This window comes from Methylobacterium sp. A54F (assembly GCF_053346035.1).
Genome location: NZ_JBKFBF010000010.1, coordinates 92,578 through 115,037, shown reverse-complemented (window position 1 = coordinate 115,037; position 22,460 = coordinate 92,578). Strand labels below are relative to the sequence as shown.

Genomic DNA, 22,460 nt, shown 5'->3' with positions numbered 1-22,460 from the left:
CTCCCCGGCCTTGTCCCACCGGGTCCGATGCGGCAAAGCGGGCGCGCCCGTCACGCGAGCCGCCTCCATGCACGACATCCGCGCCATCCGCGACAACCCGGCCGCCTTCGACCACGACCTCGCGCGGCGCGGCCTCGCGCCCCTGTCGGCCGAGCTGATCGCCCTGGACGACGCGCGCAAGGAGGCCGTTTCGGCGGCGCAAGGAAACCAGGAGCGCCGCAACGCCCTCGCCAAGGAGATCGGCGGCGCCAAGAAGGCCCGGGACGAGGCGCGGGCGAGCGAGCTGATGGCGGAGGTCGCCCGCCTCAAGGAGGCCGCCCCGGCCCTCGACGCCGCGCAAGGGGAGGCGGCCCGCGCCCTCGACGCGCGCCTCGCCGCGATCCCGAACCGCCCGAAGGCGGACGTGCCGGACGGGGCCGACGAGCACGGCAACGTCGAGTACCGCCGCTTCGAGCCGGACCGGCCCCGCCTGGAGCAGGGCCGCGAGCACTTCGAGATCGGCGAGGCCGCCGGCCTGATGGACTTCGAGGCGGCCGCCCGGCTCTCGGGCTCCCGCTTCGTGGTGCTGAAGGGCGGGCTCGCCCGGATGCAGCGGGCGCTCGGGCAGTTCATGCTGGACCTGCACACGACCGATCACGGCTACACCGAGGTGGCGCCCCCCGTGCTCGTGCGCGACGAGGCGATGTTCGGCACCGCGCAGCTCCCGAAGTTCCGCGACGACCAGTTCGCGGCCGGCGACGGCTACTGGCTGATCCCCACCGCGGAGGTGCCGCTCACGAACCTCGTGCGCGAGGCGATCCAGTCCGAGGAGGCGCTGCCGCTCCGCTTCACCGCGCTCACGCCCTGCTTCCGGGCGGAGGCGGGCGCCGCGGGGCGGGACACCCGCGGCATGCTGCGCCAGCACCAGTTCGACAAGGTGGAGCTCGTCTCCATCACGACGCCGGAGCAGTCGGAGGCCGAGCACGAGCGGATGCTCGCCTGCGCGGAGGCGGTGCTGAGGAAGCTGGAGCTGCCGTTCCGGGTGATGACCCTCTGCGCCGGCGACATGGGCTTCGCGAGCCGGAAGACCTACGACATCGAGGTCTGGGTGCCGGGCCAGAAGACCTACCGGGAGATCTCCTCCTGCTCGGTCTGCGGCGACTTCCAGGCCCGGCGCATGAACGCGCGCTACCGGGGCAAGGACGGCAAGCCCGCCTACCTCCACACCCTGAACGGCTCCGGCGTGGCGGTCGGCCGCGCGCTGATCGCCGTGATGGAGAACTACCAGAACCCGGACGGCAGCGTCACGATCCCGTCCGCGCTGCAGCCCTACATGGGCGGACTCAACCGGATCGAGGGACCGAACAGCTGATGCGCATTCTCGTCACCAACGACGACGGCATCCACGCGCCGGGCCTCGCCACGCTGGAGGGGATCGCGGGCGCGCTCTCGGACGACGTCTGGGTGGTGGCGCCGGAGACCGACCAGTCCGGCGTCTCGCACTCGCTGTCCCTCAACGACCCGCTGCGCCTGCGGCAGGTCTCCGAGCAGCGCTTCGCCGTGAAGGGCACGCCCTCCGACTGCGTGATCATGGGCGTGCGCCACATCCTCAAGGACCACGGGCCGGACCTGATCCTGTCCGGCGTCAACCGCGGCCAGAACGTCGCCGAGGACGTGACCTACTCGGGCACCATCGCGGGGGCAATGGAGGGCACCATCCTCAACGTGCGCTCGATCGCGCTCAGCCAAGCCTACGGGGCCGGGGGCCGGGGGGCGATCAAGTGGTCTTGCGCGGCCCATCACGGGCCGGCGGTGGTCCGACGGATCCTGGAGATTGGCATCGAGCCGGGCATCCTCGTCAACGTCAACTTCCCCGATTGCGAGCCCGATCAGGTGGCCGGCATCGCGGTGGCCGCGCAGGGCCAGCGCAACCAGGCGCTGCTCGCCATCGACGCCCGCATGGACGGGCGCGGCAACCCCTACTTCTGGCTCGCCTTCGCCAAGGCGCGGTTCGAGCCGGGCCACGGCTCGGACCTCAAGGCCATCGCGGAGAACCGCATCTCGGTGACGCCCCTGCGCCTCGACCTCACCGACGAGCCGACCCTGACGCGGTTCGCGCAGGCGTTCTCCGACGCCGACCGCCGCGCCTGACGGCTCGCGGGGCGCGGTGACGGATCCCGACGACGCCGGACAGGAGTCCGGCCACGACGCCCTCCTCGGCGCCGTCGAGAACGCGGCCTTCGTGCTCGCGCTGCGCGAGCGCGGCGTGCGCGACACCGGCGTGCTGCGGGCGATGGAGCTCGTGCCCCGCGAGCGCTTCGCGCCCGAGGCCCACCGGGCGCTCGCCAGGCGGGACCTCGCCCTGCCGCTGCCCCAGGGCGCCACCATGACGGCGCCCACCACCGTTGCGGCGATGCTCGCGGCGCTGGGCGTCGCGGAGGGCGCGCGGGTCCTCGAGATCGGCACCGGCTCCGGCTACGTCACGGCGCTCCTCGGGCAGCTCGGGGCGGTGGTCACCAGCCTGGAACGCTACGCGGGCCTCGCGGCGGCCGCGCGGGCCCAGTTCGCCCGCGCCGACATCCGCCAGGGCGACGGCCTCGTGGAGGCCGGGGAGGGGCCCTACGACCGCATCCTCGTCAACGGCAGCGTGCCGGCGCTCCCCGCCCACTGGATCGCCGCGCTGGCGCCGGGCGGGCGCCTCGTGGCGGGCCTCGCGGGGCGGACGGGCGGCTGCCGCCTCGTCGCGGTGGAGCGCTCCGAGGTCGGGACCCGCGAGGCCTTGGGGCTGCCGCTGCGCCTCGCGCCGCTGGTTCCGGGCCGCGCCGAGGCGGGCTGAGGGCGACGGGCTCGGTAGTTCTCGCGGTGCGGGAAACGTGGTGAACGGGAACGGTTGCTTAACCTGAATCCGGTTGAAATGACCGCATCAAGTTGCGTCAGGCAAACGGGTGCGTCGATGCGGGTTCGCGGAACTGGTCGGGGACTGAGGACGCTGTCGCGCCTCGCCCTCATCGGGGTGATCGGTGGCGGTGCCGCCGCCTGTTCGTCGGACGCCTCGCGCCTCGGCGACCCCTTCGTCAACCCCTTCGCGTCGAACCAGCCGGGCGAGCCCGCGGCGACGGGAAGCCTGCCGGACTCGGGCGAGGTCGCGCCGGCGCCGGTCATCCGCACCGGCCGCATCCAGTCCGAGGCGCTCGGCGCACCGACGCCGATCACCCCGCGGCCCGGCCCCGTCGCGAGCCGCCCCGCGCCCGTCGCGGCGCCCGCGACCCGCGTCGCCGCCACCGGCCCGGCCGGCTGGAACGCGCAGGGCGGCACCCAGATCACCGTCGCGCAGGGCGACAGCCTCAACCAGATGGCGACCCGCTTCGGCGTGCCGGCCTCGGCGATCCTCTCCGCCAACGGTCTGACCAGCGCCGCGCAGGTCACCCCCGGCCGGCAGATCACGATCCCGGTCTACAGCGCCTCGGGCATGAACCCCGCGGCCGCGCCGATGTCCGCCCGGACCGTGCCGGCCGCCCCCCAGGAGCGCCTGAAGCTGACGCAGGGCCCCAAGGGGACCGAGAAGGGGACCGAGAAGGGGACCGAGAAGGGGACCGAGAAGGGGACCGAGAAGGCCGCCGAGGCCGCCCGCGCCCTGGAGGCCCGGCGCGAGGCCAGCGCGGCCGAGGCCAAGCGCGAGGCTGCCAAGGACGCGGCCAGGAAGATCGCCGAGGCGAAGGCTGCCAAGGACGCCGCCAAGGAGGCGGCCGACAAGGAGGCCGAGGCCAGGAAGCGCCACGTCCGTCCGGGCCAGACCGCCAAGGTCGAGACCAAGCCCGAGATCAAGGCCGATCCGAAGGCCGAGGCCGCGCGCAAGGCTGAGGCCGACAAGGCGAAGCTCGCCAGGGAGGCGGCCGCCAAGGAGACCGCCGCCAAGGAGACCGCCGCCAAGGACGCGGCGAAGAAGATCGCCGAGGCCAAGGCCGCCAAGGACGCCGCCAAGGCAGCGGCCGAGAAGAGCGCCAAGGACGCCGCGAAGGAGTCGGCCAAGGAGACCGTGAAGGTCGCGGCCGCGACGCCGGTCGCGCCCGTCAAGCCCGCCGCGCCCGAGAAGGCGCCCGAGCCCGCCAGCACCGGCTCCGTCGCCGCGCCGGACCAGACCTTCCGCTGGCCCGCCAAGGGCCGGGTCATCGCCGGCTACGGCTCCAGCGGCAACGAGGGCATCAACATCGCGGTGCCGGAGGGCACGGCCGTGAAGGCCGCCGAGGACGGCACCGTGGCCTATGCGGGCTCGGACGTGAAGGGCTACGGCAAGCTCGTGCTGGTGCGCCACCAGAACGGCTACGTCTCGGCCTACGCCCACAACGGCGAGATCGACGTGAAGCCCGGCGAGAAGGTGAAGCGCGGCCAGACCATCGCCAAGTCCGGCGCGTCGGGCAACGTCACCTCGCCCCAGCTCCACTTCGAGATCCGCAAGGGCGGCGCGCCGGTCGACCCGATGTCGCAGCTCGCCAGCAACTGAGCCCCGCAGGGCTCGAACGGGAACGGCGGCCCCTCGGGCCGCCGTTTCGCGTTTCGGACCCTTCTTCGGGCCTGCCGCCCGGTCAGCGGATCTGCGTGCTGAACTGGCGCTGCTCGCGAAGTTGTCCGCCGGGGCTCTCCCGGTCGACCGCGGCGGGCAGGAAGGCGGCGAGGGATTGCGCCACCCGCTCGGGCCGCAGGCCGAGGTCGCGCGCGAAGGCGTCCCTCACACCGGGCGTGAGCACCCGCTCGTAAGCCTCTGCGGGAATGAGGCGATTCTCCCCCGTACCGATCCAGGAATCCACCGCCGCGCCGTGGCCGTCCGCCCGCAGCCGATCGAGCAGGGCCGGCAGCCCGCCCGGGACGAACTTGGCCGCCGCCATCGCGAGGCCGTCCGCCCCGACATCGTCGAGCCGCCGCTCGAGCCCCGCCGTCACGCGCGCGATCATGCCCATCCGTACCCCCCGTCGTGCCGCCCGCGGCGGCGCACGCGGGGAAGCTTGGGCGGCGGCCCGGGCCGGCAAGCGTCGCGGGCGGTGCGGCCCCGCGCCGCGGATCGTGTCCGCGGTCCCGCACCCTCAGTCCAGCGTCCGTCCGAGGCGTCCGGCGAGGTCCTGGATGAACTGGAAGGCCGTGCGGCCGGAGCGGGAGCCACGGGTGGTGGACCATTCCAGCGCCTCGGCGCGCAGCCGCTCCGGCTCCACGGCCAGCCCGTAGCGGGCGACGTAGGCGCGGATCATCGCGAGGTACTCGTCCTGGCTGCACTTGTGGAAGCCGAGCCAGAGGCCGAAGCGGTCGGAGAGGGAGACCTTCTCCTCCACCGCCTCGCCAGGGTTGATGGCCGTCGAGCGCTCGTTCTCCACCATCTCGCGGGCGAGCAGGTGGCGCCGGTTGGAGGTGGCGTAGAACAGCACGTTGGCGGGGCGCCCCTCGATGCCGCCGTCGAGGGCCGTCTTCAGGGACTTGTAGGAGGTGTCGTCGGCGTCGAACGAGAGGTCGTCGCAGAACACCACCCAGCGGTGGGGGTCGACCCGCAGCAGGGCCATCAGGTCCGGCAGCGCCTCGATGTCCTCGCGGTGGATCTCGACGAGCTTCATGGGCAGCGCGCCCTCCGGGCGGCGGGCATTCACCTCGGCGTGCACGGCCTTCACGAGGGAGGACTTGCCCATGCCGCGGGCGCCCCACAGCAGGGCGTTGTTGGCCGGCAGCCCGCGGGCGAAGCGCTCGGTATTCTCCGCCAGCGTGTCGCGGGCCCGGTCGATGCCCGTGAGCAGGCCCATCTCGACGCGGTTGACCCGCGGCACCGGGACGAGCCGGCGCTCCGGCCCCCACAGGAAGGCGTCCGCCGCCGTCAGGTCGACGGGCGGGCGGGCGGGCGGGGCGGCCCGCTCCAGGGCGGTGGCGATGCGCTCCAGGAGCGGCATGAGCGTGTCGAGGCTGGCGGGCGCGGGAGTCGTCATCGGATCGGGCCGGGGCATGGAGGGGTGGGGCTGATCCGCGCGTGTAGGCGCATCGCCCTTCAAAAGCACGGGGTCGGGCCCGAAATCCCTGTCGGGACCGCGCGGGGCCGTGGGTCGCGCCCGCATGCCGTTGCTTTCACTTAGGCCGTGGCTATAGTCCGCGCGCTTTTGAAGGCCGAGCCCGGCGCCGTGCGACGCGGCTGCCGGTTCGCACCTGTCCCTAGGGAGTTGCACGCTTGATCACCCCCGCCTTCGCGCAAGGGGCCGGCTCGGCCGCCGGCGGCGCCGACATCGCCTTCCAGGTGGTGCCGTTCATCCTGATCTTCGTGATCATGTACTTCCTGATCCTGCGGCCGCAGCAGAGGCGCCTCAAGGACCACCAGAGCATGGTCAAGAACGTGCGCCGCGACGACACCGTCGTGACGAACGGCGGCCTCGTCGGCCGGGTCACGAAGGTGGCGGACGACGCCGCCGAGATCGAGCTGGAGATCGCCCCGAACGTGCGCGTGAAGGTGGTGCGCACCATGATCTCCGAGGTCCGCGTCAAGGGCGGCCCGGTCAAGGCGGCCTGAAGTCACAAGAGGGAGCCGGCGCGAAGGGCCGGCTCCGCTCGCGAACCGAGTACGGCGGATGTTGCGCTTCTCCAGAACCAAGATCATCGCGACGCTCGCCGTCATCCTCCTCGGCCTCAGCCTGGCGGTGCCGAGCTTCTTCTCGACGGAGAGCCGCAAGGCCTTCATGGCCGGGCTGCCCGGCTGGTTTCCCGCCTGGGTGATCCCGCAGCGGGCGATCGTGCTGGGCCTCGACCTGCAGGGCGGCTCGCAGCTCCTCCTCGAGGTCGACCAGAACGAATTGGTGGCCTCCCAGGCCAAGGCCCTGCGCGACGACGTCCGCCGCATCCTGCAGCAGGAGAGCGTGCGGGCGGAGGGCGGCATCCAGCTCCTCCAGCGCGGCGTGCAGGTGCGCATCGCGGACGCGGCGGCCCGCGCCAAGGTGCTGCCGAAGCTGCGCGAGCTCGCGCAGCCGATCTCGAACCCCCTCGTCGGCCAGACCGGGGGCCGCACCGTCGACGTGACCGACCAGCCCGACGGCCTCGTCCGGCTGACGCTCACCGATGCGGGCATCACCGAGCGCACCCGCCGCGCCGTGGTCCAGGGCATCGAGGTGATCCGCCGCCGCCTCGATACCGGCGGGCTCGTCGAGCCCTCGATCCAGCAGCAGGGCGCCGACCGCATCCTCGTGCAGGTGCCGGGCGAGCAGAACCCGGAGCGGCTGGAGCGGCTCCTCGGCTCCACGGCGAAGCTCGAGTTCCGGATGCTCTCGGATTCGGCCAGCGGAGACGTCGACCTGCTGCCCTCGAAGGACGAGAAGGGCGCGAAGGTCCCCGTCGAGCGCCGCATCATGGCCGACGGCGGCGACCTGACCGACGCCCAGCCCGCCTTCGACCAGCAGTCCCACGAGCCGATGGTGAGCTTCAAGTTCAACCTCAAGGGCGCCCAGCGCTTCGGCCAGGCGACCTCCGAGAACGTCGGCCGCCGCATGGCGATCGTGCTCGACAACGAGGTGGTCTCGGCGCCGGTGATCCGCTCCGCCATCACGGGCGGCTCGGGTCAGATCACCGGCAACTTCACGGTGCAGCAGGCCAACGACCTCGCGGTGCTGCTGCGCGCCGGCGCCCTGCCGGCGAAGTTCACCGTGGTCGAGCGCCGCGTGGTCGGCCCCGGCCTCGGCCGCGACTCCATCGAGGCCGGCAAGCTCGCGACCCTCGTCGCCGCCGCCCTGGTCGTGACCTTCATGTTCATGACCTACGGCACCTTCGGCTTCATCGCCAACATCGCCCTCGTCGTCCACGTCGGCCTCATCCTCGGCCTGATGTCGGTGCTGGAGGCCACGATGACGCTGCCCGGCATCGCCGGCATCGTGCTCACCATCGGCACGGCTGTGGACTCGAACGTGCTGATCTACGAGCGCATGCGCGAGGAGGCCCGGGCCGGGCGCTCCCTGGTCTCGGCGCTCCAGGCCGGCTTCGACCGGGCCTTCGCCACCATCATCGACTCGAACTCGACCATGGCGATCGCCGCCCTGATCCTGTTCTTCCTCGGCTCCGGCCCCGTGAAGGGCTTCGCGGTGGTGTTCATCCTCGGCATCCTCACGACCGTCATCACGGCCGTGACGCTGACCCGGATGATGATCGCGGTGTGGTACAAGAGCTTCCGGCCCAAGGCCCTGCCGTTCTGACCCTTTGAATCCAGGGAGACCCTTCGAAGAAGCTCCCGAAGCGAGACCGACCATGCGCCTGCTCCGCCTCTGGCCCGACGAGTCGCACTTCGACTTCATGCGCTACCGGCGCTTCAGCTTCCCGCTGTCGGCGGCGATGTCGGTCGCGACCGTGGTGCTGTTCCTGACGATCGGGCTGAACTTCGGCATCGACTTCAAGGGCGGCACCCTGGTGGAGCTGCAGGCGAAGTCCGGCACCGCCGACGTCGCCGCGATCCGCCACACGGCCGCCGGCTTCGGCTTCGGCGAGCCGGAGGTGCAGGAGCTCGGCAACCAGGGCACGGTCCTGGTGCGCCTGCCGCTGCAGGCCGGCGAGCAGGGTCAGACGGCGGTGATGCAGAAGGCGCACGCGGCCTTCGACGCCGACTACGACTTCCGCCGCACCGAGACGGTGGGCCCCCGCGTCTCGGGCGAGCTCGTGCAGTCGGGCACCCTCGGCGTGGTGCTCTCGGTCGTGGCCGTCCTGCTCTACCTGTGGTTCCGGTTCGAGCGGGAGCTGGCGCTGGGGGCCATCGTGGGCACCCTGCACGACATCGTGCTCACGGTGGGCATCTTCATCCTCACCCGGATCGAGTTCAACATGACCTCGATCGCCGCGATCCTGACCATCGTCGGCTACTCGCTCAACGAGACCGTGGTGGTGTTCGACCGGACCCGCGAGCTGATGCGCCGCTACAAGACCATCCCCACGGTCGAGCTCCTCAACCTGTCGATCAACTCCACCATGTCGCGCACGGTGATGACCTCGATCTCCACCGGCCTGTCGCTGCTCGCGCTGGTGCTGTTCGGGGGCGAGGCCATCAAGGGCTTCGCGGTCGTCATGCTCTGCGGCGTCGTGATCTGCACCTACTCGGCGATCTTCATCTCGACGCCGGTGCTGATCTACCTCGGCCTGATGCTCTCGGGCGTGAAGAGCGGGGCCCGGGCCGGCCTGCCGCAGGCGGCCGAGTAGGCGAGGGCGGATGGCCGATCCCGAGCCTCCCGCGGACGCTCAGCCGGCGGGCTTCGTGCCGGGGCGCCACCTGATCGACGCCTACGGCGACGGCGGCTTCCGCTTCGCGGAGATGTCGCATCGCGGCTCGATCCTGGTCCTGCCCTCCGGCGTCCGGGCCTGGCCCGTGGCGGGGGCGGGCGCCATCGACCGGAACGCCCTGCGCCCGGTGCGGGCCGAGGCGGAGGGGATCGACCTGCTCCTCGTCGGCACCGGCCTCGACATCGTGCCGCTGCCCGCGGCGCTGCGGGCCTGGCTCAAGGAGGCGGGCATCGGGCTCGACGTGATGCAGACCGGCGCCGCGGCGCGCACCTACAACATCCTGATGGCGGAGAACCGCAAGGTCGCGGCCGCCCTGATCGCCGTCGCGTGACAGAGACCGAGACCAGCACGGGTGCGGGCGACGGGCTCGCCTTCGCGTTCGCGCATTGCGAGGCGCTGGTGCGGGAGGGGGACCCGGACCGCTACTTCGCGACCCTGTTCGCCCCGGCCGGGGCGCGCCCGCACCTCTTCGCCCTCTACGCGTTCAGCCTCACGGTGGCCCGCGTGCGCGAGGCCGCCCAGAACCCCATGGCCGGCGAGATCCGCCTGCAATGGTGGCGCGACGCGCTCCAGGGGGAGGCGCGGGGCGACGTGCGCGCGAACCCCGTGGCGGCGGCGCTGGAGGACGCCATCGTGCGCCGCCGCCTCGGCCGGCAGCCCTTCGTGGACCTGATCGACGCCCGGGTGTTCGACCTCTACGACGACCCGATGCCCCGGGTGAACGACCTCGAAGGCTATTGCGGGGAGACCGCCTCCAGCCTGTTCCGGCTGGCGAGCCTCGTCCTCGGCGACGGGGCCGAGCCCGGGGGCGCCGCCGCGGCGGGCCATGCAGGCGTCGCCTACGGCATCACCGGCCTCCTGCGGTCCCTGCCCTGGCACGCCCGCGCCGGCCAGGTCTACCTGCCCGCCGACACACTGCGCGCGCACGGGGTCACCCGCGAGGACATCGTCACGGGCCGCGGCGGCCCCGGCCTGCGCGGCGCGACGGCGGACCTGCGGGCGCTGGCCCGGCGCCACCTCGCGGCCTACGCGGCCGCGCGGGCCACGATCAGCCCCGCGGCGCAGCCCGCCTTCCTGCCTATGGCCCTCACGGAGGGCTATCTCGACGCCATGGAGGGGGCCGCCTACGACCCCCTCAACACGCCGGTCTCGGTCGCGCGCTGGCGCCGCCTCTGGCGCCTGTGGCGGGCCGCGCGCCGGATCCGCTGAGCGTAGGACCCGATCGCCTCACGCCACCCGGCGCGGCGCCTCGGCGGGCAGCTCCGCGGGGAGCGCCTCGGCGGCGGGCCGCGTCACGAGGCCGTCGATCGCGCCCTTCGGCATCGGCGCGCCGAACAGATAGCCCTGGCCGAAGTCGCAGCCCTGGCCGGCGAGCCAGTCAAGGCTGGCATCCGTCTCGATGCCCTCGGCGGTGGTGACGAGGCCGAGGCTCGCGCTGAGCTTGATGATGGCGTCCACGAGCTTCGCCCGCTCGTCGCTCATCGTGATGGTGTCGACGTAGCTGCGGTCGATCTTCAGCTTGTCGAACTTCAGTTCGCGCAGGTGGTAGAGGCTCGAATAGCCCGTCCCGAAATCGTCGAGGGCGATGCGCACGCCGAGGTTCTGCAGGGAGGTCAGGATCGTGCGGGCGGCCTCGAGGTCCTGCACGAGGGCGGTTTCGGTGATCTCGACCTCGAGGCGGCTCGGGGGCGTGCCGGTCTCGGTGAGGATGCCGAGGATCCGCTCGCAGAGCCACTGGTCCTGGAACTGCTGGGGCGAGATGTTGACCGCGATCTGCAGGTGAGCCGGCCAGTCGCGGGCGTCGAGGCAGGCCTGGCGCAGCAGCCGGTAGCTGAGGTCGGCGATGAGGCCGGTCTCCTCCGCGATGGCGATGAAGTGGCTCGGGGCGAGGAGCCCCCGGCCCGGGTGGCGCCAGCGCGCCAGCACCTCGACGCCGATCAGCTCGCGGCCGGGCAGGGACACCACGGGCTGGTAATAGGGCTCGATCTGCCCGCCCTCGATGGCGGCGCGCAGCTCGCTCTCGAGCTGCGCGCGGGCCTTCAGCTCCAGGTCCATGGCGCTCTGGAAGACCCGGAAGGTGCCGCGCCCGTCCTTCTTGCCCTGGTACATGGCGAGGTCCGCGGCGTGCAGCGCCGCCTCGGCATCCTCCCCGCCGATCGGGGCGATGCCGATGGTGGCGCCGACCTTCAGCTCGTTCCCGTCCCACAGCACGGGGGCGGCGATGCCGGCGATCGCCGCCTGGGCGAGGCGCGCGAGGCCGTCGCTGCCGCCGTCGAGGGGCACCAGCAGGGCGAACTCGTCGCCGCCGAGGCGAGCCGCGAGGCCGGAGGGGGGCAGCAGGCCGCGCAGGCGCTCGGCCACCGCGCAGAGCACGGCGTTGCCGGCCGCGTGCCCGTAGATGTCGTTGACGGGCTTGAACCGGTCGAGGTCGACGAGGAGCACCGCGAAGCCCGGCCCCGGGCCGTCCCGGCGCGCCTCCACGGCCTCCAGGAACAGGCGGCGGTTGGCCAGCCCCGTGAGCACGTCGTGGCGGGCGATCGACTCGGCGCGGGCCGCCGTGGCGTCACGCTCCCGCATCGCCTCCCGCAGCCGGATCGACTTGCGGATGCTGACCGCGAACATCCCGAGACCCATCAGGCAGGCGAGCATGAACTGGTCCGACAGGTCGTAGGCGAGGATGAAGCTGTTGAGGGCCTCGAACGCGCCGAACTGCACGCCGATGATCCAGAAGCAGGCGCCCGTCATCAGGAGGCAGAGGGCCTCGTAGAACTCGCCCTCGCCCCAGCTTCCCCTGCGCCCGCCGCTCGTCATCGTTCGTCCCCGCCTGTCCGGTCCTAGGAACACAGACCTGACTTAAGGGGTCGTGAATCCCATCGCGGGCGCGCCGGGCCGGGGCGGTTCTGCGTCAACGAAGCCTCACCGCGACTGCGCACGAGGTTCATCCCCCAACCTGGGCGGGGCCGCAGCGGCTTCCCTGCAACTGTCGATGAACACATTATTTTCGGGCGTTGAGCCGGCTTCGGCGCTCTGCTAGCAAGCCGGCAATGCCCGACTGGAATCGGGCCCCGGAGGAGCGCGACGCCCGTGGAAACCTGGAACCAAGTCTACGACCCCTTCGGGAACCAATGGCTCTCGACGCTGGCGGCCTCGCTGCCGGTCATCGCGCTCCTCGGCATGATCGCGAGCGGCAAGGTGCAGGCGCACATCGCGGCCGTGCTGTCCCTCATCCTCGCCTTCCTGGTCGCCGTGTTCCTGTTCGGCATGCCGGCGGGCCTGGCCACCCGCGCCTCGCTGCTCGGCATGGTGACGGGCTTCTTTCCCATCGGCTGGATCATCCTGAACGTCATCTTCCTCTACCGCCTCACGGTGGAGAAGGGCTGGTTCGCGACCCTCCAGCAATCGGTGGCGGGCATCACGCAGGACCGGCGCATCCAGCTCCTCCTCGTGGCCTTCGCGTTCGGGGCCTTCTTCGAGGGCGCGGGCGGCTTCGGCACCCCGGTGGCGGTCACGGGCGCGATCCTGATCGGGCTCGGCTTCTCGCCGCTCGCGGCCTCGGGGCTCTCGCTCATCGCCAACACCGCCCCGGTGGCCTACGGCGCCCTCGGCGCGCCGATCCAGGGCCTCGCCTCGGTGACGGGCTACGACCCCTACATCCTCGGCGCGATGATCGGCCGGCAGCTGCCGTTCTTCTCCCTGCTGGTGCCGTTCTGGCTGATCTGGGTGTTCGCGGGCTTCCGCGGCATGGTCCGGGTCTGGCCGCCGATCCTGGTCTGCGGCGCCTCGTTCGCGGCCGCGCAGTTCCTGATCTCGAACTACGTGAACCCCTGGATCGTCGACATCGGCGCCTCGCTCGTCTCGATGGCCGCCCTGGTGCTGTTCCTGAAGGTCTGGCAGCCGGCCGAGATCTGGTCCTCGCCGGCCCTGCGCGGCAACGACCCCTCGATCGGCTACGGCGAGCCGCGGCCGGCCCCCCTCGGCGCCGGCGTGCCCGGCGACATGCCGAAGGTGCATGTCGGGGGCCGCACCGCCTCCTCGCAGGAGATCCTGATGGCCTGGGTGCCGTGGATCATCCTCTCGGTGGTCGTGGCGATCTGGGGCACCGGCTGGTTCAAGGGCATCGTGAACCCGCTCTTCACCTGGAAGTACGAGGTGCCGGGCCTGCACAACATGATCATGAAGGTGCCGCCGGTGGAGGCGAAGCCGAAGGCCGAGGCCGCCGTCTTCCTGTTCACCTACATGTCCTACACGGGCACGGGCGTGCTCATCGCCGCGATCATCTCCGGCCTGATCATGCGGTTCTCGCCGGTGCGCCTCGTCACGGCGTATTTCGAGACGATCTGGGTGCTGCGCTACTCGCTCATCACCATCGCGGCGATGCTGGCGCTCGGCGTGCTCACCCGCTACGCGGGCGTCGACGCCACCCTCGGCCTCGCCTTCGCGGGCACCGGCATCCTCTACCCGTTCTTCGGGACGCTGCTCGGCTGGCTCGGCGTGGCGCTCACGGGCTCCGACACCGCCTCGAACGTGCTCTTCGGCGGCCTGCAGAAGATCACCTCGGAGCAGCTCGGCCTGTCCGGCATCCTGATGGCCTCGGCGAACTCCTCGGGCGGCGTGATGGGCAAGATGATCGACGCCCAGTCGATCGTCGTGGCCTCGACCGCCACGGGCTACTTCGGCCAGGAGGGCAAGATCCTGCGCTTCGTGTTCTGGCACTCCATCGTGCTGGCCGCCCTCGTCGGCTGCCTCGTGATGCTGCAGGCCTACGTGCACCCGTTCAGCGCCATGGTGATCCACCCGGCCGCCCCCTGACCGGACACCGCGACCGCAGGCCCGGACACGTCCGGGGGAACCCGCTCCGGCCCCGGCCGGGGCGGGTTTTTCGTGTCCCGCGACGGATTAGGCGGGGGCTCGCCGACGTGCCTTTCCGGGGCGGCGCGGGCGCCCCACCTTCCGGGGATGCTCTTCCACCACGCCCGCCGGGACAGCCTCGCCGACCTGCCCGGCCTCGACACGGAGCGCCTGCACATCGCGGCCCTTGGGCCCGCCGACGCCGAGCCCCTGCGCCGCCTGACCGACGACCCGGCCATCACGGGCGCCGTAGATTTCCTGCCCGCGCCCTTCACGCTGCGGGACGCCGAGGACCTGATCCGCAGCGCGCGGCGCGGCCAGGACCGCTTCCTCGGCGCCTGGAGCCGGGAGGCGCCGGAGCGGCCGCTGGTCGGCGTCGTCGGCACCCACCTGCGCGGGGCCGGCGCCATCGAGATCGGCTACTGGATCGGCGGCGCCGCCCGGGGCCGCGGCTTCGCCAAGGAGGCGGTCGCGGCGATCCTCGCCCAGCTCGCCCGGCGCTTCCCCGCCCGCACCATCGTGGCCGAGTGCCGCCCCGGCAACGTCGCCTCCTGGGGCCTCCTGCACAAGCTCGGCTTCCACGACACCGGCGACGACGGCCACCGGCCGGGGCGGAGGGTGCTGGCGCTGCGCTCGGGCAGCGCGGGGCCGTAGGCTGCCGGACCGGAGGCCTGCTCGACATGCCGCGGCTCGATCGCGCCGTAGGTGATTTCGCTGTAGGCAGCAACGGATCGCGCGTGACAGGTCATGATCAGCTCAGGCTCGCGCGCAGGTCATTCAATGAGCATCCCGAGCCGCACGCAGGCGTCCCGATTTTCCTGATTGTTGCAACCTGTAGTACAATCATCTTCAATCTGATCCTCAAAGATCAGAGCTTTGAATCAAAGTACGGGCTGTGGCTTTTATTTCTCGTCGGCTTAGCCCTACATTTCGTACACGGGCTGCGCGATGCCGCAACCGAAGCGACGAGCGGCGGCCATGTCCCTATCGTACCAAATCGCCACCTTGGCCGTTGTCCTGGTCGCGGGCGGCCTCGCAGCCCTGAAGCTGGCCTCGCTCGCGCACGACCGGCGCTTCCCACCCGACAATGCCCGGCAGTCACGCGACTGACCCACGGTACGCCGGAAGCCGGGACGGGTTCGGGACGGCGACATCGCGCGTATTCCGATGCAGGACGGGAGGAGCGACCATGGCCGATCACGATGACGGAGCCGGCGATCGGATGCGGTGCGTGGCCGTCGGCCTGCTTCTCGCGGGCCTTCTCACCGCGGCGTTCGCCGGCTTCGGCAGCCTGGACATCGCCTCTGCGTGGTGCTTCGCCACCTTCGACACCGCTGCTCTCGGCTGCCTCGTAGCCTGCCTGCGCCCGCGGCGGCTGAGCCTGTTCCAGCTCGGCGTCGTCTACGAATGCGCCTCCGGCCTCCTGGCAGCGTGTCTGAGCATGCTGGCCGTCATCTGGGCCGAGCGGGCGGCCATCCCTCTGCTGATCCTCAGCCTGTCCGTCCTGTGCGGCTGGGCCGCCGTCTCGGAGATCGGCCGCCGCAGCCTGTTCACGCCCGAGGAGCGGCGGACGCTTCGTGCAACGGCCGCGCGCACCGCGGCTGGGGCCCGTGAGGGTTGAGGCCGAGGGGACGGGGCGGGCACGCCCCCGACGCTCAGCCCGCTCCCGCTACTCGGCGGCGGCCCGCCCCGTCCCCTCGGCCGCCGCGATCCAGGCGGCGAGGTCGGCGCGGGCGCGGTCGGTCATCGCCCGCTTCTTCAGGGCCGCCTTCTCGGGGCCGCGCAAGCGCCGGCCGGTCTCGTTGCGGGGTGCCTGGGCCAGCGGCGGGAACAGCCCGAAATTCACGTTCATGGGCTGGAAGGAGCGCGGCGCGCCCTCGTCCTCGGCGGCGATGTGGCCGCCGGTGATGTGGGCGATCAGCGCGCCGAGGGCCGTCGTCTGGGGCAGGGGCGGCAGGTCCCGGCCCTCGGCCTCGGCGGCCGAGAAGCGGCCGGCCATCAGCCCCACGGCGGCGCTCTCCACGTAGCCCTCGCAGCCGGTGATCTGGCCGGCGAAGCGCAGGCGCGGCTCCGCCCGCAGGCGGAGCGTGGCATCGAGGAGGCGCGGGGAGTCGAGGTAGGTGTTGCGGTGCAGGCCGCCGAGCCGGGCGAACTCGGCGCCCTCGAGGCCGGGAATCGTCCGGAAGACCCGCACCTGCTCGGCGTAGGTCAGCTTCGTCTGGAATCCGACCATGTTGTAGAGGGTGCCGAGCGCGTTGTCCTGGCGCAGCTGCACGATGGCGCAGGCCTTCACGGTCGGGTCGTGCGGGTTCGTGAGGCCCACGGGCTTCATGGGCCCGTGGCGCAGCGTCTCGGGCCCGCGCTCGGCCATCACCTCGATGGGCAGGCAGCCGTCGAAGTAGGGGGTGGAGGCCTCCCACTCCTTGAAGCGGGTCTTCTCGCCCGCGACGAGGGCCGCCACGAAGGCGTCGTACTGCGCCCGGTCGAGGGGGCAGTTGATGTAGTCGGCCCCCGTGCCGCCGGGCCCCGCCTTGTCGTAGCGGGACTGGAACCACGCGCGCCCCATGTCGATCGAGTCGCGGTGGACGATCGGCGCGATGGCGTCGAAGAAGGCCAGCGACTCGGCGCCCGTGAGCCCGCGGATCGCCTCGGCGAGGCCCGGCGCGGTCAGCGGGCCGGTCGCCACGATCACCCGCCCCCAGGCCGCCGGCGGCAGGCCGTCGACCGCCTCGCGCACGAGGGTGATCCGCGGATGGGCGGCGAGCGCCGCCGTGACGGTCTGCGAGAAGCCGTCCCGGTCGACCGCGAGGGCGCCCCCCGCCGGCACCTGGTGGGCGTCGGCCGCACGCAGGATGAGGGAGCCGAGGGTCCGCATCTCCTGGTGGAGCAGGCCCACGGCGTTGCCGTGCGGGTCGTCGGAGCGGAAGGAGTTCGAGCAGACGAGCTCGGCGAGCCCGTCGGTGCGGTGCGCCTCGGTGGCGCGGACGGGGCGCATCTCGTGGAGCACCACGGCGTGGCCGCGCTCGGCGAGCTGCCAGGCGGCCTCGGATCCCGCAAGCCCGCCGCCGATGATGTGGATGGGGTCTGGTGCGCTCATCCGGCCGGGATAAACCCCGCGGCGGACGCGATCAACGCGCCCGCCGCCCGCCGCTCAATAGAAGGGCCGCGGACCGTAGAAGCCGTAGGGCCGGTAGACGGGGCGGGGCCGATAGTAGCCGTAGCCGCCGTAATAGGCGGGGCGGCGCCAGTAGGGGCGGGGACCGCCCCAGTTCGGCCGGCAGACGCCCCAGGGGTTGGGGTGGAAGCCGGGGCCGCAGCCGCCCGCGACCCGCTCGATCGGGGCGGGGGCGCCGAGGGGCGCGGGGCTGAGGGGTGCGGCCTGGGCGGCCGTCGCGAGCCCGAGACCTCCGGCGAGAACCGCCGCCATCCCGAGCACCTTCACGTGCATCATGATGTGACCTCCTGCGCGTCCTCCCGCGGGCGGGAGCGACGACGATGCGACATCGGGCCCGTCCGCCCGGACCGGCGCGACGGGTGACCCAGTTGTGCGGCCCGCCGGCTGAACCTTGGCTGATGGCCGCGTTGTCCACCCCTCAGGGTTGCGGCGGCAGGGTGGCAGGATCGTGGCGAAGCCGGCAGGGGGGATCGGCGAAGGGGCCGGCGCCGACCTCAGTGCAGCGGCGGGCTCATCAGGAAGCGGTCGCGGTCGCCGGAGACGAGGGTGAGCTTCACGCTGCGGCCGGCGCGGCGCAGGGTGAGGGGGACGCGCACCCCCGCCTCGCCGAGCGCCCAGACGCTGCGGAAGAAGTCGGCGAGGTCGCCGACCGGCTCGCCCGCCACCGCCTCGATCACGTCCCCGGCCTGGAGGCCGGCGGTCTCGGCCGGCCCCTCGTCGGCGAGCCCCATCACCACGATGCCCTCGTCGCCCTCGGAGGCGTAGAGGCCGAGCCAGGGCCGGGCCGGGCGGTTCGGCCGCCCCCGGGCGGTCAGGTCGTCGAGGATCGGAGGCAGGAGGTCGATCGGCACCACCATGTTGATGGTCCGCGAGGCGCCCGAGCCGCCCTGCTGCAGCTGCAGCGAGCCGATGCCGAGGAGGTCGCCCTCCGGCCCGATCAGGGCGGTGCCGCCCCAGTGGGGATGCGAGGGGGCCGTGAACAGGGCCTCGTCGAGGACGTACTCCCAGTAGCCCGCGAATTCTTGGCGCGCGACGAGCTGCACCGAGACGCTGTGCCCGCGCCCGCCCGCGCCCGCCACCACCGCCCGGTCGCCGACCTTGAGTGTCCCGGAGCGGCCGAGGCGCAGGGCCGGAAGGCCGAGGCGCCCCAGCGCCTGGACGAGGCCGAAGCCCGTGGCCGCATCGTAGCCGACGACGTGCCCGGGCACGGAGCGCCCGTCATGGGTGGTGAGCCAGACGGTGTCGGCCTCGGTGACGAGGTAGCCGATGGTGAGGACGAGGCCGTCCTCCCGGATCACCACGCCGTTGCCGGCGCGCTCGGTGCCGAGCGTCTCGGCCGTGAAGGCCTCGGCGGGCACGCGGGTGGAGAGGGCGACGACCGCGCTGAGCGCCCGGTCGAGGTCGTAGCCGTGCTCCCCGGGCTTCGGCTGAACGGCGGCGGGAATCTTCCAATCGCCCTGCGAGGCCATGCTGCGTCGTCCCTCTCACTCGAACCGCCGTACCGAGAGATAGGTCTCCGGGGGCGGCGGCGGAACCCGCCGCCGCACGGGGGGCGTGCGCTCGGAGCGCGCAGGGCGGAGCAAGGGGCGCACCAGCCCCGCCGGCCTGCTCCGACGGCGTCGGACTCCGCTCGGATTTCGTATGACAGCGGGCGGCCCGATGCCCTAACGTGCCGCACCCGACCGCGACGCCGAGCCTTCCCCCCGATGCCCCGTCACCTGACCGGCCGAGACGAGGTGCGGCCCCGTGCGTGACGACGCGGCCCTGGTCCGGCTCCTCGGGGCGGTCGCTGCCGGCGACGCGCGGGCGCTGCGCGCGCTCTACGATCTCACCAGCCCGAAACTTTACGGGGTCATCCTGCGTATCCAGCGGGACAGGAACGCCGCCGAGGACGTGCTGCAGGAGGTCTACCTGCGGGTCTGGCAGGCGGCCGGGTCCTACGCGGCGGAGGCCGGGCGGCCGCTCAGCTGGCTGTGCGCCATCGCGCGCAACCGGGCGATCGATTCGATCCGGCGCAGGAGCGAGGTACAGGGTCCGGTGCACGAGGATGGCGAGGACTGGCTCGAGCGGCTCGCCGACCCGGCCGACCCGGAGGGCGCGATCCTCGGTCGGGACGCGCTGCTCGCCTGCCTGGCGGGCCTCGACCCGACGCACCGCGACTGCGTCGTGCTCGCCTATTGCGAGGGCTATTCCCGCGAGGACCTGGCGCGGCGCTACGGGCGGCCGGTCAACACCATCAAGACCTGGCTGCACCGGGCGCTCGGCAGCCTGAAGGCCTGCATGGGGGGCGCGCCGTGAGCGCCGGACCCGAGGGCGGCGACGCGGACCGCGACCTGCGCGCCGCCGAGTACGTGCTCGGCACCCTGCCGCCCGCCGAGCGCGCCGCCTTCGCGATCGAGCGCAGCATCGACCCCGCCGCCGAGGCCGCGGCCCGGGCCTGGGAGAGCCGGCTCGCGCCCCTCGACGCCGCCGCGCCGGAGGTGCGCCCGGACGCCCGCGTCTGGGCCCGGATCGCCGCGGCCCTGCCGGGGGCAGTCGCGGCGAACGACGACGACCGCGTCGGCGCCCTCACCCGCAAGCTCCGGTTCTGGCGGGGCGCGGCGGCGGCCGGCGGCCTCCTGGCCGCCGGGCTCGCCCTCGCGGTCGGCGCCGGCCTGCTGCGGCCGCAGCCGGCGGGGCGCTACATCGCCGTGGTGCAGAGCGGGGGCGCGCAGCCGGCGCTGATCGTCAGCGTCGACACCGCGACCGGCACCGCGCAGGTGCGCCCGGTGGAGGCCGCGGCCCCCGCGGGGCGCAGCCTCGAACTCTGGTACGTCGCCGCCGGCGCGGCGCCGCGCTCCCTCGGCCTCGTCGGCGCCGCGCCCGGGCGGGTCGCCGTGCCGGGCGCCGACGCCTCCGGCGTGCTCGCGGTCTCCTCCGAGCCGCCGGGCGGATCGCCCACCGGCCAGCCGACCGGGCCGGTCCTCTACACGGGCAAGTTGATCCGCGAGTGAGCCCCGAAGCGCGGGAGCCCCGGCCGCTGAAGGCCGGGGCTCCCGTCCGTGCGGGACCTGGCCCCGATCAGGGCTGCAGGACGCCGTTGATCACGTGGATCACGCCGTTCGACTGCATCACGTTGGCGATGGTCACCGTGGCGGTGTTGCCCTTGGCATCGGTCACGTAGACCTTCTTGCCCCGGGTCTGCACCACGAGGGGCTCGCCCTGCACCGTCTTGAGCTGCGCCTCGCCGCCGCCCTGCTTGACCATGCGGGCGAGATCCTGGGCCGTGAGGGTGCCCGGAACCACGTGGTAGGTCAGGATCGCCGTGAGCGTCGCCTTGTTGGCGGGCTGGACCAGGGTCTCGACCGTGCCGGGCGGCAGCTTGGCGAAGGCGGCGTTCGTGGGGGCGAACACCGTGAAGGGGCCGGGGCCGCTCAGGGTGTCCACGAGGCCCGCGGCCTTCACGGCGGCGACGAGCGTCGTGTGGTCCTTCGAGTTCACCGCGTTCTCGACGATGGTCTTCGAGGCGTACATGGGCGCGCCGCCGACCATCGGGTTCTTGGCGAGCGCCGCCGCGGGCAGCGCCGCGCCCAGCGCGAGCGCGAGGGCGGCGGCCGCGATCCGGCTCGCCGGCGGGCGGCGCCTGAGCGAATGCAACATGCGTCTTTTCCTTCCCTGAGCTCCGGTTGTTCGGAGCGACGCCGGCCCTTACGGGGCCCGGAGCGGAAAGGTTTCAGGCGATCGTCCCGGGGGGTTCGCGTCCCCGAGAACGACGAAAGCCGCCCGACCCTGAGGTCGGACGGCTCGTCGTTCGATCGAACCGGCCGCGGCGAGCCGCGGCCGATCGGATCTCAGTACTTGCGCATGAGCGGAGCCGGGACCGGCGCCGGAGCGGCGGCAACGGTGTAGAGCGGCGCGATGATGCGGAACCAGCCGTCCGTCGAGTAGTTGTCGCGGGTCCGGCCGAGGGCGTCCGTGTAGCGGGCGCCGGTCACGACGTCGCGGGCGACGTAGATCTGAGCCGTGAAGGGCCCGAAGTCGTAGCCGAGCAGGCCGCCGAGGGCGAACCGGCCGCGGTTGCCGGCAGCAGCCGAGAACTGGCTGATGTCGAAGTTGTAGGTGCCGTAGCCGACGGCGCCGATCTCGAACTTGCCGAACTTCTTCGTCGCGGTGAGGTCGATGTTCAGGGCGTCCGAGAGGCGGATCGGGCCGAGGAAGGCGCCGACCTGGCCGGGGAAGCGGCCGGGCGAGTCGTAGAGGTTGGCGGTCAGGTTGGCGGTGATGTTCCAGCCCTCGCCGGTGTAGCTGCCCGCAACACCGAAGCGGTAGGTGTTGGAGGAGAGCTGCGGCAGGAGCGGGGTGCAGCCGGCGGTGAGCGCACCGGGGGTGCAGAGCGAGCCGCGGTCGCCGTTCAGGTCGTTCAGGTAGGCACCGCCCAGAAGGCTGGCGCCGAAGTTGCCGCCGAGGTCGAACGCCCAGATGCCGCCGACGAAGGTGCCGACGTTGATCGAGACGTCGCGGTTCGGAACGCCGGCCCGGTTGCGGGTGAAGGCGAACACGGTCGGGGGCGCAACGAGCAGCTCGATGCGGCCGCCGAGCGGAACCAGCGGGGTCGACCACACCAGGACCGGGATGTTCACGGCCGTGTCGGCAGAGAACGGCTGGTCGGTGCGGCGGTAGGTGAAGGTGTTCAGGGCATAGATGCCCTCGGGGAGCGGAGCGCCGGTCGCAAGGCCGACCTGCTCACCGGGCACCGTCGTCGACTGCGCGAGGGCGGGAGTCGCCACCGCGCTGGCCGTGAGCGCAAAGGCTCCGGCCGCCAGCCAGTTCTTCATCATATTATCGTTCCTTCCCAAGGATTCAGGCGTCCGCCCCGTAGCCTTGGCACATGATTGCCGGTCCGCCGTTGCTTTCGGCCCCCGTGCTCTCCATGCCAAGCGCCCCCTTACGGCCCCACCCCAAGTCTCAACGAGGCTGACTATTCTACAGGCCGCCCCCGAATGACAGTGGAATGCCTCGCATCTCGGCAGATCCAAACCCACCGTTGCGCAAAAGCCGCATTTTTGCCGCGGTGCCGAGAAGGACTTTAGACCTAGTCTGGAACCCCGCCCGGAGCCCTTCCGGACCGGCTTCCGGCAAAATAGCACCGAATGCTCAAGCTCTTGCGGCCGAGCTTGGAGACGGGACGGATGCGCAAGCGGGTGGGGCG

The 22,460-nt window shown here is 72.5% G+C and carries 23 protein-coding genes; 15 read left to right on the top strand and 8 right to left on the bottom strand.

Annotated features, from left to right (window positions below; genetic code table 11):
• Window positions 1–67 precede the first annotated feature (67 nt).
• From serS to ACLBXP_RS17365, 4 genes are all read left to right on the top strand, one after another.
• Entirely contained in the window at window positions 68–1,351 is a 1,284-nt protein-coding gene (gene serS / locus ACLBXP_RS17380) for a serine--tRNA ligase (protein ID WP_447669005.1), read from the top strand.
• Window positions 1,351–2,130 (top strand): 5'/3'-nucleotidase SurE, encoded by a 780-nt coding sequence (surE, locus tag ACLBXP_RS17375; RefSeq protein ID WP_447669004.1) that lies wholly within the window; start codon window positions 1,351–1,353, stop codon window positions 2,128–2,130. The genes serS and surE overlap by 1 nt, the downstream gene beginning before the upstream one ends.
• Window positions 2,131–2,146: 16 nt before the next feature.
• A complete protein-coding gene (locus tag ACLBXP_RS17370; protein WP_447669003.1) occupies window positions 2,147–2,815 on the top strand; it encodes a protein-L-isoaspartate O-methyltransferase family protein in 669 nt (222 codons plus the stop codon).
• Window positions 2,816–2,932: 117 nt separating this feature from the next.
• Window positions 2,933–4,480, top strand: a complete 1,548-nt coding sequence (locus ACLBXP_RS17365) for a peptidoglycan DD-metalloendopeptidase family protein (RefSeq protein ID WP_447669002.1) — start codon at window positions 2,933–2,935, stop codon at window positions 4,478–4,480.
• Window positions 4,481–4,562: 82 nt separating this feature from the next.
• Here the strand turns inward: ACLBXP_RS17365 and ACLBXP_RS17360 are convergent, their stop codons facing one another.
• The gene (locus ACLBXP_RS17360) at window positions 4,563–4,934 is read right to left on the bottom strand and encodes a YidB family protein (RefSeq protein WP_447669001.1); all 372 of its coding nucleotides are present in this window, start codon (window positions 4,932–4,934) and stop codon (window positions 4,563–4,565) included.
• Window positions 4,935–5,057: 123 nt separating this feature from the next.
• Window positions 5,058–5,939 (bottom strand): ATP-binding protein, encoded by an 882-nt coding sequence (locus tag ACLBXP_RS17355; protein ID WP_447669000.1) that lies wholly within the window; start codon window positions 5,937–5,939, stop codon window positions 5,058–5,060.
• 236 nt (window positions 5,940–6,175) lie between these two features.
• Here ACLBXP_RS17355 and yajC point away from each other — a divergent pair, with 236 nt between their 5' ends.
• From yajC to ACLBXP_RS17330, 5 genes are read left to right on the top strand one after another with little or no spacing between them, the layout of a single operon-like run.
• Entirely contained in the window at window positions 6,176–6,511 is a 336-nt protein-coding gene (gene yajC, locus ACLBXP_RS17350) for a preprotein translocase subunit YajC (protein WP_447668999.1), read from the top strand.
• Between the two features lie 58 nt (window positions 6,512–6,569).
• Complete coding sequence (gene secD / locus ACLBXP_RS17345) at window positions 6,570–8,177, top strand: protein translocase subunit SecD (RefSeq protein ID WP_447668998.1); 1,608 nt, start codon at window positions 6,570–6,572, stop codon at window positions 8,175–8,177.
• A 52-nt stretch (window positions 8,178–8,229) separates the two neighbouring features.
• Window positions 8,230–9,168: a protein translocase subunit SecF gene (secF, locus tag ACLBXP_RS17340; RefSeq protein ID WP_447668997.1), complete on the top strand. Its 939-nt coding sequence runs from the start codon at window positions 8,230–8,232 to the stop codon at window positions 9,166–9,168.
• A gap of 10 nt (window positions 9,169–9,178) precedes the next feature.
• Entirely contained in the window at window positions 9,179–9,580 is a 402-nt protein-coding gene (locus ACLBXP_RS17335; protein ID WP_447668996.1) for an Mth938-like domain-containing protein, read from the top strand.
• Complete coding sequence (locus ACLBXP_RS17330; protein ID WP_447668995.1) at window positions 9,577–10,458, top strand: phytoene/squalene synthase family protein; 882 nt, start codon at window positions 9,577–9,579, stop codon at window positions 10,456–10,458. Before ACLBXP_RS17335 ends, ACLBXP_RS17330 begins: the two co-directional genes overlap by 4 nt.
• A gap of 18 nt (window positions 10,459–10,476) precedes the next feature.
• On the opposite strand, the gene ACLBXP_RS17325 is transcribed toward ACLBXP_RS17330, so the two are convergent.
• Complete coding sequence (locus ACLBXP_RS17325) at window positions 10,477–12,060, bottom strand: putative bifunctional diguanylate cyclase/phosphodiesterase (protein ID WP_447668994.1); 1,584 nt, start codon at window positions 12,058–12,060, stop codon at window positions 10,477–10,479.
• 273 nt (window positions 12,061–12,333) lie between these two features.
• Between ACLBXP_RS17325 and ACLBXP_RS17320 the strand changes: the two genes are divergently transcribed.
• The 4 genes from ACLBXP_RS17320 to ACLBXP_RS17305 all read left to right on the top strand — a co-directional run bounded on the left by ACLBXP_RS17320 (window position 12,334) and on the right by ACLBXP_RS17305 (window position 15,718).
• Window positions 12,334–14,058: an L-lactate permease gene (locus tag ACLBXP_RS17320; RefSeq protein ID WP_447668993.1), complete on the top strand. Its 1,725-nt coding sequence runs from the start codon at window positions 12,334–12,336 to the stop codon at window positions 14,056–14,058.
• A 147-nt stretch (window positions 14,059–14,205) separates the two neighbouring features.
• Window positions 14,206–14,751 carry a GNAT family N-acetyltransferase gene (locus ACLBXP_RS17315; protein WP_447668992.1) on the top strand — a complete coding sequence of 182 codons (546 nt, stop codon included), beginning with the start codon at window positions 14,206–14,208 and terminating at the stop codon, window positions 14,749–14,751.
• Window positions 14,752–15,075: 324 nt separating this feature from the next.
• Window positions 15,076–15,207, top strand: a complete 132-nt coding sequence (locus tag ACLBXP_RS17310; RefSeq protein ID WP_447668991.1) for a hypothetical protein — start codon at window positions 15,076–15,078, stop codon at window positions 15,205–15,207.
• 79 nt (window positions 15,208–15,286) lie between these two features.
• Window positions 15,287–15,718 carry a hypothetical protein gene (locus ACLBXP_RS17305; protein ID WP_447668990.1) on the top strand — a complete coding sequence of 144 codons (432 nt, stop codon included), beginning with the start codon at window positions 15,287–15,289 and terminating at the stop codon, window positions 15,716–15,718.
• A 48-nt stretch (window positions 15,719–15,766) separates the two neighbouring features.
• Here ACLBXP_RS17305 and trmFO read toward each other — a convergent pair whose 3' ends face one another.
• From trmFO to ACLBXP_RS17290, 3 genes are all read right to left on the bottom strand, one after another.
• Window positions 15,767–17,194 (bottom strand): methylenetetrahydrofolate--tRNA-(uracil(54)-C(5))-methyltransferase (FADH(2)-oxidizing) TrmFO, encoded by a 1,428-nt coding sequence (trmFO, locus tag ACLBXP_RS17300; RefSeq protein WP_447668989.1) that lies wholly within the window; start codon window positions 17,192–17,194, stop codon window positions 15,767–15,769.
• A 54-nt stretch (window positions 17,195–17,248) separates the two neighbouring features.
• Window positions 17,249–17,548 (bottom strand): GCG_CRPN prefix-to-repeats domain-containing protein, encoded by a 300-nt coding sequence (locus ACLBXP_RS17295; RefSeq protein WP_447668988.1) that lies wholly within the window; start codon window positions 17,546–17,548, stop codon window positions 17,249–17,251.
• A 218-nt stretch (window positions 17,549–17,766) separates the two neighbouring features.
• Window positions 17,767–18,741, bottom strand: a complete 975-nt coding sequence (locus ACLBXP_RS17290) for a S1C family serine protease (protein ID WP_447668987.1) — start codon at window positions 18,739–18,741, stop codon at window positions 17,767–17,769.
• 277 nt (window positions 18,742–19,018) lie between these two features.
• Here ACLBXP_RS17290 and ACLBXP_RS17285 point away from each other — a divergent pair, with 277 nt between their 5' ends.
• Window positions 19,019–19,570, top strand: a complete 552-nt coding sequence (locus ACLBXP_RS17285; protein ID WP_447668986.1) for a sigma-70 family RNA polymerase sigma factor — start codon at window positions 19,019–19,021, stop codon at window positions 19,568–19,570.
• Window positions 19,567–20,265 (top strand): anti-sigma factor, encoded by a 699-nt coding sequence (locus ACLBXP_RS17280; protein ID WP_447668985.1) that lies wholly within the window; start codon window positions 19,567–19,569, stop codon window positions 20,263–20,265. Before ACLBXP_RS17285 ends, ACLBXP_RS17280 begins: the two co-directional genes overlap by 4 nt.
• 67 nt (window positions 20,266–20,332) lie before the next feature.
• Here ACLBXP_RS17280 and ACLBXP_RS17275 read toward each other — a convergent pair whose 3' ends face one another.
• Together ACLBXP_RS17275 and ACLBXP_RS17270 are read right to left on the bottom strand one after the other, a co-directional pair.
• Complete coding sequence (locus ACLBXP_RS17275) at window positions 20,333–20,911, bottom strand: fasciclin domain-containing protein (RefSeq protein ID WP_447668984.1); 579 nt, start codon at window positions 20,909–20,911, stop codon at window positions 20,333–20,335.
• Window positions 20,912–21,102: 191 nt separating this feature from the next.
• On the bottom strand, window positions 21,103–22,089 hold the full coding sequence (locus ACLBXP_RS17270) for a transporter (RefSeq protein ID WP_447668983.1): 987 nt from the start codon (window positions 22,087–22,089) through the stop codon (window positions 21,103–21,105).
• Window positions 22,090–22,460 lie beyond the last annotated feature (371 nt).